The sequence below is a fragment of the uncultured Thermomonas sp. genome (genome assembly GCF_937872235.1).
Classification (GTDB): domain Bacteria; phylum Pseudomonadota; class Gammaproteobacteria; order Xanthomonadales; family Xanthomonadaceae; genus Thermomonas; species Thermomonas beijingensis.
Genome location: NZ_CALMPC010000092.1, coordinates 19,484 through 30,662 on the forward strand (window position 1 = coordinate 19,484; position 11,179 = coordinate 30,662).

The 11,179-nt window shown below is 61.5% G+C and carries 10 protein-coding genes; 5 read left to right on the forward strand and 5 right to left on the reverse strand.

Annotated elements, in window-relative coordinates; all coding sequences use genetic code 11:
* Positions 1-6 precede the first annotated feature (6 nt).
* Both QWB57_RS08470 and QWB57_RS08475 read right to left on the reverse strand, forming a co-directional pair.
* The gene (locus tag QWB57_RS08470; RefSeq protein WP_223627106.1) at positions 7-966 is read right to left on the reverse strand and encodes an HlyD family efflux transporter periplasmic adaptor subunit; all 960 of its coding nucleotides are present in this window, start codon (positions 964-966) and stop codon (positions 7-9) included.
* An 11-nt stretch (positions 967-977) separates the two neighbouring features.
* Positions 978-1,649 carry a TetR/AcrR family transcriptional regulator gene (locus tag QWB57_RS08475; RefSeq protein WP_288969136.1) on the reverse strand — a complete coding sequence of 224 codons (672 nt, stop codon included), beginning with the start codon at positions 1,647-1,649 and terminating at the stop codon, positions 978-980.
* A gap of 85 nt (positions 1,650-1,734) precedes the next feature.
* Between QWB57_RS08475 and QWB57_RS08480 the strand changes: the two genes are divergently transcribed.
* Positions 1,735-2,709: a PhoH family protein gene (locus QWB57_RS08480; protein WP_223627102.1), complete on the forward strand. Its 975-nt coding sequence runs from the start codon at positions 1,735-1,737 to the stop codon at positions 2,707-2,709.
* Between the two features lie 9 nt (positions 2,710-2,718).
* Positions 2,719-3,204: an rRNA maturation RNase YbeY gene (ybeY, locus tag QWB57_RS08485; protein ID WP_288969138.1), complete on the forward strand. Its 486-nt coding sequence runs from the start codon at positions 2,719-2,721 to the stop codon at positions 3,202-3,204.
* A 5-nt stretch (positions 3,205-3,209) separates the two neighbouring features.
* Here ybeY and QWB57_RS08490 read toward each other — a convergent pair whose 3' ends face one another.
* The gene (locus tag QWB57_RS08490; protein ID WP_288969139.1) at positions 3,210-4,700 is read right to left on the reverse strand and encodes a tetratricopeptide repeat protein; all 1,491 of its coding nucleotides are present in this window, start codon (positions 4,698-4,700) and stop codon (positions 3,210-3,212) included.
* Between the two features lie 206 nt (positions 4,701-4,906).
* On the opposite strand from QWB57_RS08490, the gene QWB57_RS08495 reads away from it, so the two are divergent.
* The 3 genes from QWB57_RS08495 to QWB57_RS08505 all read left to right on the forward strand — a co-directional run bounded on the left by QWB57_RS08495 (position 4,907) and on the right by QWB57_RS08505 (position 8,025).
* Complete coding sequence (locus QWB57_RS08495) at positions 4,907-5,785, forward strand: transporter associated domain-containing protein (protein WP_223627095.1); 879 nt, start codon at positions 4,907-4,909, stop codon at positions 5,783-5,785.
* Positions 5,778-6,965: a DUF4105 domain-containing protein gene (locus tag QWB57_RS08500; protein WP_223627093.1), complete on the forward strand. Its 1,188-nt coding sequence runs from the start codon at positions 5,778-5,780 to the stop codon at positions 6,963-6,965. Before QWB57_RS08495 ends, QWB57_RS08500 begins: the two co-directional genes overlap by 8 nt.
* A 64-nt stretch (positions 6,966-7,029) precedes the next feature.
* The gene (locus tag QWB57_RS08505; RefSeq protein WP_223627091.1) at positions 7,030-8,025 is read left to right on the forward strand and encodes a magnesium and cobalt transport protein CorA; all 996 of its coding nucleotides are present in this window, start codon (positions 7,030-7,032) and stop codon (positions 8,023-8,025) included.
* 16 nt (positions 8,026-8,041) lie between these two features.
* On the opposite strand, the gene QWB57_RS08510 is transcribed toward QWB57_RS08505, so the two are convergent.
* Both QWB57_RS08510 and QWB57_RS08515 read right to left on the reverse strand, forming a co-directional pair.
* Positions 8,042-9,292 carry a DUF819 family protein gene (locus tag QWB57_RS08510; protein WP_223627088.1) on the reverse strand — a complete coding sequence of 417 codons (1,251 nt, stop codon included), beginning with the start codon at positions 9,290-9,292 and terminating at the stop codon, positions 8,042-8,044.
* A 103-nt stretch (positions 9,293-9,395) separates the two neighbouring features.
* A partial coding sequence (locus QWB57_RS08515) for a S9 family peptidase (protein ID WP_288969141.1) occupies positions 9,396-11,179 on the reverse strand: 1,784 nt, incomplete at its 5' end.

Here is an 11,179-nt window from a genome sequence, read left to right on the forward strand (position 1 = left end):
GCGTCTTCATTGGCCACGCGCAGTACCCACAAACTCGACGCGCACCGGAATCCCCGCCGGCAACGCCACCGGCGCGTCCAGCACGACCTCGGCCAGATAGCTCAAACGCGCCGCGTCGTCGCCGCTCAATGCGTAGTACGGGGTGAATACCGGCTCGCTGCGCACCATCCGCACGTGCCCTTTGAGGCTGCCCTCGCGGCCATCCACAAACACCTGCGCCGCCTGTCCCGGCTGCACGTTTGCACGCAATGGTTCCGGCACATAGACGCGCGCATACGGCGCATCGCCCACCAACAAGATGGCCAAGGCCGCGCCCACCGGCGCTTGATCGCCCAATTTGTACGGCAGGCTGTCCACCCGCCCTGCGCGTGGCGCGGTGATGTCCAGCTTGCCCAGCGTTGCCGACTGCACAGCCGCCTGCGCCTGCGCGGCAACAGCAGCGGCTTCGCCCTGCGCGATGCGCTCGCTGCGGGTGCCGTGCAACAGCTCGTCCAATCCCGCCTGTGCTGCGCGCACTTGCCCGTCAGCATTGCCGGCGGCAGCGCGCGCACGATCCACATCGGCCACCGCCACCAGGTTGCGTTCGCCTAAGCTGCGCAAGCGCGTGAAGTTGGCGCGGGCGTCGGCCGCCTGTGCTTGCACCGCAGAAAGCTGGGCGCGGGCTTGCGCGATTTGCTCGCTGCGCGGGCCGGCACGCAGTTCCGCCAAGGCCTCGCTGCTTTGCCGCGCTTGCGCCTGCATCGCGTCCAGTTGCGAACGTGTGCGGGTGACGTCCAATTGCAGCAAGCGTGCGCCGGCCGCCACCTGCTGGCCTTCGCGCACATCGATGGCCACGATCTTCTCTGCCGTGGGTGCCGGCAAGGTGATGCGGTCCCATTCCAGGGTGCCCAGCACCTGCGGCGGCGGCTTGCTGCAGGCACCAAGCAGCGCAATGACGGCGATGACGGGCAGGGTTCTGGCTTGCATCACGGGTTCCTTCAATTAATCCCAACGCCACGGTCGAGCAGCGTCAACGTGTGCTTGCGCAGCGTTTCGATATCGAGATCATCGGCTTCGAATAGTTGCCGCCAGATCGGCGCGCCGGCAATCGGAAACAGGGTCAGGCCCACCAGCGAGACCATCAGCAAGCGCGGATCCAGATCGGGTTGGATTTCACCGCGTGCCTGCGCCGCAGCAAAGCGCGCCGCCATCATGTTGGGAATCACCGGACCCACGCGCCGGAACATCACGTCGCGCAGCGCACCGCCTTCGCACAACACTTCCCGCACCCACAGCGGCGGCAGCCAAGGGTGGGCGATGGCCATCTTGCCCACCCCGCCCACAAACCCGGCGATCAGCGCCGCCACATCGTCACCAGCCTGCTGCAGCGGTTCGCGCAACATCGCCATCACCGGCATCAACCGCTCCTCCACCACCGCCGCCTGCAACTGCGGCTTGTCGCCAAAGTAGTAATGCAGCAAGGCTGGCGTCACCCCGGCCTCGCGGGCGATATCGCGCAGCGAAGTCGCACCAATGCCTTGCCGCACGAAGCAGGCCAACGCCGCGTCCAGCACGCTGGCGCGCTGGTCTGGTGCATCGGCGGCGGGACGCCCCGGGGCACGCTTGCGCGGCGCGCTGGTGGCTTTCTTGCGAGGCGCTGGTGTGCTCATGGCATTATTTAATTCATTGTTTAATTAAATGTCAAGCCAACGCGACCTCGCACCATTGCCTTGAGCGCGCTACCCTGCGCGACCTATGCCATGCCAAGACTTCACTTTAGAACCCGACGACCTTGAACGCCTGGCCAATCTGTGCGGCCCGTTCGATGCCCATTTGCGCCTGATCGAATTGCGGCTTGGCGTGGAAATCGCCAATCGCGGCAATGTGTTTCGCGTCAGCGGCGAAGACCCAGCGCTGACCCAGGCCCAGCGCCTGCTGCAAACGCTGTATGCCGATGCCGAACACGATGTGCTGGACGAGCACGCGATCCACCTGCGGCTGGGCGCCTACAACGGTGATGTGCCAGCACCGGTTGCCAGCCACGACGGCGTGCCGCAAGACATCGCGGTGCGGGTCAAGCGCGGCACCCTGCGCGGGCGTGGCGACAATCAGCGCAAGTACCTGCATGCCATTGCCAGCCACGACATCAATTTCGGCGTCGGCCCGGCCGGCACCGGCAAGACCTATCTGGCGGTTGCGATGGCGGTGGATGCACTGAACCAGTCGCGCGTGCAGCGGGTGATCCTGGTGCGACCCGCAGTGGAAGCCGGTGAGAAGTTGGGCTTTTTGCCGGGCGATTTGACCCAAAAGGTGGACCCCTATTTGCGCCCGCTGTACGACGCGCTGTATGAAATGCTGGGTGTGGAGAAAGTAGCGCGCCTGCTGGAGCGCAACGTCATCGAAATTGCGCCGCTGGCCTACATGCGCGGGCGCACTCTCAACGATGCCTTCGTGATTCTGGATGAAGCGCAGAACACCAGCATCGAACAGATGAAGATGTTTTTGACGCGGCTGGGCTTTGGCAGCACCGCAGTGATCACCGGCGACGTCACCCAGATCGACCTGCCCAAACACCAAAAATCCGGTTTGAAAGATGCGGTGGACGTCCTGCGCGGCGTTGATGGCGTGAGCTTTACCTATTTCGAAGCCCGCGACGTGGTGCGGCACCCGCTGGTGGCGCGTATCGTCAATGCGTATGAGGCCCGCGACGCCGCCAACGGGCAGGCGTAGGATGCGCGCATGACCCAAGGCCCTGTACGTCTGGATGTTGCGGTTGGCTATGCGCTGCCTCGCGCCGGTATTCCGGCGGCGGCCAGTTTCCGCAAATGGGTGGCAGCGGCGCTGGCGGGGCGCATCCGCGAGGCCGACCTGGCCATTCGCATCGTCGATAGTGAAGAAGGCCGCGCCCTCAACCGCCACTATCGCGGCAAGGACTACGCCACCAATGTCCTCAGCTTCCCGGCGGAACTGCCAGAAGGACTGCCCAAAGGCGTGAAATTTCCGCTGCTGGGCGATCTGGTGATCTGTGCGCCGGTGGTGGCGCGTGAAGCCGACGCGCAAGGCAAGCCGCGCAATGCGCATTATGCCCACCTGACCATCCACGGCTGCCTGCACCTGCTGGGAATGGATCACCTCGACCCGCGTGAAGCCGAAGCAATGGAACAACTGGAACGCGACATCCTGGCCGGGCTGGGCGTGCCCGATCCCTATCAGGATGGGGCGTAATCCACTTACTTTGCAGGCACCAACCCCTGCGCTTTGACCAGGGCGATAAAGCGCGGGTCAGTGGCATAGCGCGCCACAAACGGCATGTAGCGAATTTCAGCCAATCCGGGATCATGGGTGCGGCGCGCTTCCTCCAGCCAATGAAACATTTGCGTCTCGTCATCGCGCTGCGCATACACTCCGGCGATTTGGGTGGCGGCATCCTTGGCATGCTGGCGAATCAACACCTGCAATTCTTCTTCCGAGTGCATGCGGTCGTTATTGGCCCAATACGCCATCGCCAGTGCGTAACTGCGCCACAGCGGTACGGATTCGCGCTTGGCAATCGTGATGGCCTCGGCAGTGCGATTTTGTTGGAATACTGCCATCGCCAAAAACGCCTGTGCCAGTGGCAAGTTTGGTTCCAAGCTCAGTGCCTGCTGCAACACGTGTTCAGCCTGCGGGTAATCGGCTTGGCTTAAATACACGCTCCCCAGGCTGTATAGCGTAGGCGCAGACAGCGGGTTCGTTTTTAACGCGGCACGCAGGCTTTCCACCGCTTGATCCAACTGCCCAAAGCCGATTTGACGGACCGCCAGCATCGAAAGCAGATCGGCATCGTGCGGGCGCAATGCCAGGGCACGGCGAAGTGCATCCACCGCACCAGGCTGGTCATGCGCAATGCCGGCCAACCATGCCGCATTGGCTTGTTGTGCCTCGGCAAGATCACTGGCCAAGCGCGATGCAGTGGCCGCATCACGCCGTGCCAATTCGCCCTGCGTGCCGACATCGGCATCATCCAGTGGAAACCGGGTGATCTGGCGCACGCGTGCCTGTGCCAGCCGCGCATGGGCATAAGCATAGTCGGGATCCAAATCGACGGCATGCTGATAGGCTTCTACGGCTTGCCGGGCGCTGAAAATATCGGCCTGCATCGCCAAAGCGTCACCACGCAGCACCGCGGTGTAAGCCTCGACGTTGCCGCCGGGCGGACGGTCGTCCTGCTTTGGCCTGGTGCCAGCATTGGCCTGCAAGGTTTTTGCCAACGTCGCCACAATGTCATCTTGCAACGCAAACAACTCGCCCTCTACCCGCTGGTAATGCTGTGACCACAGGCTGCTGCCATCGGCCGCTTGCACCAGCTCCACATCCAGTTGCAGTACCCCCGCCTGCCGCTGCACCCGGCCACGCAACAAGTGGCTGGCCCCCAGCGCATCGCCAATCACGCTATTGAGCTCACTCGAATTGCGATAACGAAACGCCGACTCGCCACTGATGGTAGCCACCCCCGGCAACCCCGCCAGTGCCCGCGTGAAGTGGTTTGTCAAGCCATCGGCAAACACCTGCGCGTCCGCATCATCACCGGATACCTGCAACGGCAGCACCGCCACGACACTGTTGATCTGTGCCTTGGCGTTGTCTGTAGTGCCGGTGTCGGCTGTGCTCTGTGCGGCAGGCGACACGGTCTGCGGCGCGCGGCTGCAGGCCGCACAGAACAGCACCAATACAACTGGCACGGCCAGTAATCTGCGATATCCCATCCTGGTTGGACTAGCGTTGCTGACCCCTTCCGGCATCCTTGAATCTCCGCGATTTGATCCCCTGCGTGCATTTGGCAACGCAAATCCGGCGGATGCAAGCATCTCCGGCTGCAGGTGATGGCCAATTTTGGCCGCAGGATTCGTTAGACTCTACAGGTGCAACCACAAGGCCCCCACGCCCCATGTCCGAGGACGACAGTCGGCGCCCCGCTGACTCTGACGAAAAACCCGCCGAAAAACCGCACCGCTCGTGGCTGGATCGCATTAGCGCGGCAATATCCGGTGAACCCACCAGCAGCGAAGATCTGATCGAGCTGCTACGCGACGTACAGTCCGATGGCGTGATTGGGCCAGATACGCTGCGGATGATGGAAGGTGCCATCGGCATCGCGAATATGACCGTGGGTGATGTGATGGTGGCGCGGGCGCAGATGGTGGCGTTGCCCGCCGACGGCAAACTGCTGGACTTGATGAAGCAGGTGGTGGAATCGGGCCACTCGCGCTTTCCGGTACATGGTGAAGACAAGGACGAAATCCTTGGCATCTTGCTGGCCAAGGATCTGCTGCGCGGCGTGGTCTGCGATAGCGCCGCTTCCAGCATCCATGAATTGCTGCGGCCAGCGGTGCTGATTCCCGAATCCAAGAACCTCAACATCTTGCTGCGTGAGTTCCGGCAATCACGCAACCATATGGCCATCGTCATCGACGAATACGGCGGTGTGGCGGGCTTGGTCACGATCGAAGATGTACTGGAACAAATCGTGGGTGAAATCGATGACGAGCACGACGATGCCAGTGACGAAGGCCTGTTGATCGCCGCTCAAGCCGATGGCCAGTTCGTGGTGGATGCGCTGACTCCGATTGCAGATTTCAACGAACGCTTTGGTGCTGACTTCGACGATGACGAATACGACACCATCGGCGGCTTGATCACCGCGGCGATTGGCCACTTGCCCGAAGCTGGCGAGGAACTCACGCTGGGCCGATTCCAGTTCCGGGTGGCGCGCGCGGACGGGCGGCGCTTGATCGCGCTGCATGTGGTTGTGCATGCGGATGCATAAGCCGCTGCGCTGGCTATTGGCGCTACTGCTCTTGATCTGCGGGTTGGCGCAAGCACAAACTCGAATACAGGACGCCACACCGCGAATCGGCGTATTGACGATGGGCCCGGGCGATATTTTCTGGGAGCGTTTCGGTCACGATGCGATCGTGGTGGATGACCCGGCACAAGGCGCGCCGATCAGCTACAACTTCGGGTATTTCGATCTTGACGAAGCGGGGTTTGTGGGCCGCTTCGCCAAAGGCGAAATGCGCTACCTGTTGGTGGCCCTGCCACTGCAGCAAGATCTGGCTTACTACCGCGAAGTGGGCCGCGGTGCACGCCTGCAGTGGCTGAATCTGGATGCAGCGCAAGCCCATGCACTGGCAGCGGCACTGGCCGAAAATGCCAAACCCGAGAATGCCCACTACCGCTACGACTACTACACCAGCAACTGCGCCACCCGCGTGCGCGATGCACTGGATGTGGCGTTGGGTGGCCGGCTGAAAAAGCAATTGGAAGGCCGCTCCAGCGGGGATACCTATCGCAGTGAATCGCTGCGGTTGGCCGCGCCGGCCACGTGGATGTGGCTGAGTTTCGACATCCTGCTTGGCCCCGCAGCCGACCGCCCGCTGAGCCGCTGGGAGGTCGATTTTGTGCCCCGCCGGCTGGCCGACGATCTGCGCAACGTCACCCAAACCGATGGCCGTCCGCTGGTAGCCTCGGAAGTGGAACTGTTGCCACAGCGGCAAGCCGCCGAACCCCTCGACCATGCCATTGCGCTGTGGCCCTGGCTGCTGGCGGGCGTGCTGTTGGCCAGCGTGATCCTGCTGGCAGGGCCGCGCCATCGGCGCTTGCTTGCCGGGTGTGCAGGCGGCTTCTGGCTGCTGTGCGGCAGTGCAGGGCTGGTGCTGGCGCTGACTTGGGCGTTTACCGCGCACCAAGCGATCTGGGCCAATCGCAATCTGTTGTTGTTCAATCCGTTGTGCTTGCTGTTGTTGCCGGGGGCGTGGGTGCTGCTGCGTGGGCGCACGGCCTCCACGCGCTGGCAGGGCCTGCTGATTGCGGTTGCCGCGCTTGCCGCTTGCGCCTGCCTGCCGCTTTGGCTGCAAGTACAACCGCAGCGCAACGGCCACTGGGTTGCCCTGCTGTTGCCGGTGCACTGGGCTTTTGCCAAGTTATGGGCTTCACGCAAGGCTTGATGCAAGCCTTGCACCAATGCAGGATGCTGCGATGAACGCGACCGCTTCCGTTACTACCGCTTGCATGCCCCCCGCTCACAAGACTCCAGCCTGTGTGGTCAATTGCGCTGCTTACGATAGCAATGGGCAGCGCCAAAACATCACGCTGGATGCCATCAGCGATGTGCTGGCGGTGGATGACGGCAGCTTTGTCTGGGTGGGCTTGTACGAGCCGGAAGAGTATTTGCTGGACAAGTTGCAAGAAGAATTCGGCCTGCACGATCTGGCTATTGAAGACGCCCACAACGCACACCAACGGCCCAAGCTGGAAGCCTTTGGCAGCACCCTGTTCATCGCCGCACATACCGCACAGCGGGTGGATGATCACGTGTGTTTTGGTGAAACCCATGTGTTTGCCGGGCAGCGGTTTTTGATCACCGTGCGACATGGCGCATCGCTCAGTTACACCCCCGTTCGGCAGCGGTTGGAGCGTGACCCCAAAACTTTGACGCACGGGCCGGCTGCCGCGCTGCACGCGGTGCTGGATTTCATCGTGGACAACTACCAACCTATCGCGGCGGCCTTTGAACAGGAGCTGGATGCATTGGAACAAGACGTCTTTGCCGAAAGCTACAAACGCGACACCATCCGGCGGCTCTACCAATTGCGCAAAGAGCTGACCCGGATGCGGATGGCGGTCACCCCGATGCAAGACATCTTGGCGCAGTTGATGCGCACCCCCGCTATCACCATTCCCGATGTGGTACGCCCCTATCTGCGCGATGTGCATGATCACGCGGTGCGGGTGGGTGACACCATCGACACTCTGCGCGAAATGGTCGCCGCTGCGATGAATGTGAACCTGTCCCTGGTGACGGTGGCACAGGGTGAAATCGTCAAAAAGCTGGCCGGCTGGGCTGGGTTGCTGGCCGCACCCACCTTGATCACCAGTTGGTACGGCATGAACTTCGAAAGCATGCCCGAGCTACATGGCCGCTATGCCTATCCGGTTTTGATTGGTGTGGTGGCGCTGGCCTGCACCGGCCTGTATGCCTATCTGCGCAAGATCGACTGGTTGTGACGCCACACCATCGGTATTACATGCCGGCCAATGCCCGCAACATCAATCCGGTGAAATACGCCAACACGGTGCCTGTGGCATACCCCAAGGTGCCCAATAGCGCGCCCACCGGTGCCAGTGATGGATGGAAGGCTGAAGCCACCACTGGCGCACTGGCCGGGCCACCGATATGGCTTTGCGAGCCGATGGCGAAATAAAACAGCGGCACATTCAGCCAGCGCCCCACCAGCCACAACAACACGATGTGAAAGCCCAGCCAGACCGCGCCCAATAGCAACAGCAGAGGCTTTTCGAACAACGCGCCGATTTCCATCTGCATGCCAATCGAGGCAATCAAGTAGTACAGCAGCAAGGTGCCAATCGTCGACGCTCCAGCACCTTCCAGCGCGCGGGCGCGGGTAAAACTCAACCCCAGGCCGACCAAGGTGCACAGCCCCACAATCCACACAAACGGCGCATCCAGACTCACTTGCGCCGCCCACGACACATGCGCGCCAAACCATGCCGATAGCGGCTCCGCCAGGGCATGCGCCAGGCCTACCGTGCCAAACGCAATCCCCATGATGACCATCAAATCGGTCAATGTAGGAATGCGTTCGTGCTGCGTGCGGTAGGCTTCAACCCGCTGTTTCAGATCATCCAGTGCTACCGTGTCGGCCCGGCTGCGTGCGTCGATCTTGGCTGCGCGCTGCGCCAGCATCAACAACGCCGCCATCCACGCATAGCCCACCCCCACATCGACCACCGCAAAGCGGCCAAAGGTGGTGGCATCCACATTAAAAATTTCTTTCATCGCCATCATGTTGGCGCCGCCGCCAATCCAGCTACCGGCCAGCGTGGCCATGCCGGCCCAGGTGTCGCCCGCCATGGTCTGCGGGGCGATGGCACGCATGCTGATAAAGGCCAATGCCGCACCCAAGATAATGCTGACCGAGGTCGCCGCGTACATCGCCAACAACTTGGGCCCCAACTTGAGGATGGCTTTCAAGTCCACTGCCATGGTTAACAGCACCAACGCCGCCGGCAACAGCACCCGGCTGGCCACCGGGTTGTACAGCTTGCTGTGCGCACCGTCGATCAGGCCGATGGAGTTGTAGATACCGGGCAGCAAATAGCACAGTAGCAACGGCGGCACCACGCCGTAAAATTTTTGCCAACCGCCGGGTCTGGATGCGCTCCAAAACACCGCGCCCAAGGTAGCGGCGATCAGGCCGAAGATGACGATGTCGTTGTGGATGATGGCTTGTGGCACTTCGACCTGAGTCATTGCATTCCTTATGTTCCCGATGGCGCCTGGTGCCGGGTATTCGCTGCACGGCTGGCAATGCCGCTACGCGAATCCCCCGACGCCCTCGCCATCGGCATCCGGGTTACTGCCCGATGTATTGCTTCAACCACGCATTGACGTTGTCATGCCATTGCACGCTGTTTTGCGGCTTCAGTACCCAATGGTTCTCGTCCGGGAAGTACAGGAACTTGGACGGCACGCCCTTGCGCTGCAATGCACTGAACAGTGCAATCCCCTGCTCCACCGGGATGCGGAAATCCTGCTGCCCATGCACCACCAGCATCGGCACCTTGAAGTTGGCCACGTGGTTGGACGGGTTGAATTGCTGATGGCCCTGCGGGTTGTCGTATGGGGTGCCGCCGTTTTCCCATTCGGAGAACCACAGTTCCTCGGTGGCATAACTCATGGCGTGATTTTCGAACACGCCATCGTGCGAGACCAGGCACTTGAAGGGTGCATTGCCCGCCTTGTCGTACCAGTTGCCTTCGATCCAATTGATCATGAAGCCGCCATAGCTGGCACCCAGCGCGCAGGCTTTGCCGCCATCCAGGAAGGCATATTTTTTCTGCGCGGCGTCCCAGCCTTTTTGCAGGTCTTCCAGCGGACGGTCGCCCCAATGCTGGCTGATGGCATCGGTGAAGGCTTGGCCGTAGCCGGTGCTGCCGTGGAAGTCGATCATCACCACCGCATAGCCTTGCCCGGCATAGGTTTGCGGGTTCCAGCGATAGCTCCAACCATCGCCAAAACTGCCCTGCGGGCCGCCGTGAATCAAGAATGCCACCGGATATTTTTTGCCCGGTTTGTAGTTCCACGGCTTGACCACATAGCCGTGCACGGTGTCATTGTTCCAACCCTTGAACTCGAACTGTTCGTACTCGCCCCACGCCACACCCGGCAGCATCTGCTGCGCGGTGGGCGTGATCATGCGCTGATTGTCATCACCCTCCAACCCTGTCACCGTCAGCACATCGCCGGTTTGCATCGTATTGCGCGAAAACGCCAGTGTGGAGCCGGCGATATCAAACGCGGAAATGCTGCCATCGCCAATCACCTGGGTGGCTTTGCCCGTGGCAATCTCCACCGAAAACAGCGGATGCTCGCCCATGTTCTGGGCGGTGGTGTAGATACGCTTGCCGTCCTGTGACAAGGTGATGCCATCGGCGCTGCTGTCCCAATCGGGCGCGATTTCACGCGTCTTGCCAGTGGCCAAGTCCATCGCCATCAGCGCAAAACGATCCGCTTCGAAGCCGGGGCGTTTCATCGCCCGGTAATACATCGTTTTGCCATTCGACGAAAACACCGGGCCGGCATCCCACGCCTTGTTGGCTGCAGTGAGATTGCGTGCGCCCTTGCCATCGGCATTCACCAGCCAGATATCGAAATTGGTACTCCACGGTTCTTCGTGGTTGGATTGGCGCACGCTCATCGCCACCTGCTTGCCATCCGGAGACCACGCAAAATCCGACAAATCACCAAACGGCTTGGAGGGGATATCGCCAGTGATATCGCCACTGAGCAAGGTGGCCGAGGTCAGCTTGGCCTGCCCCCCCAACTTGGCCGCAAACACGCGGTTCAGGCGGCCATCGGCCCAGGTGTCCCAGTGCCGAATGAACAGATGATCGAACACCACACCGGTGGCCTTTCTGGCGGCCACATCGTCCAATTTTTTCTTGCTGCAAACCAGATCCGCCTTGCACTCGGGGAACACTGCAAACGCCAGCGCCACTTGCTTGCCATCCGGGGAGAGTTTGTAGCCATCGACGTCCAATACAAAATCGGTCAGCTGGCGTGCCTCACCGCCGTTCAATGCAATGGAATACAACTGCATCGAACCCGACTTGCCACTCATGAAGTACAGCGATTGGC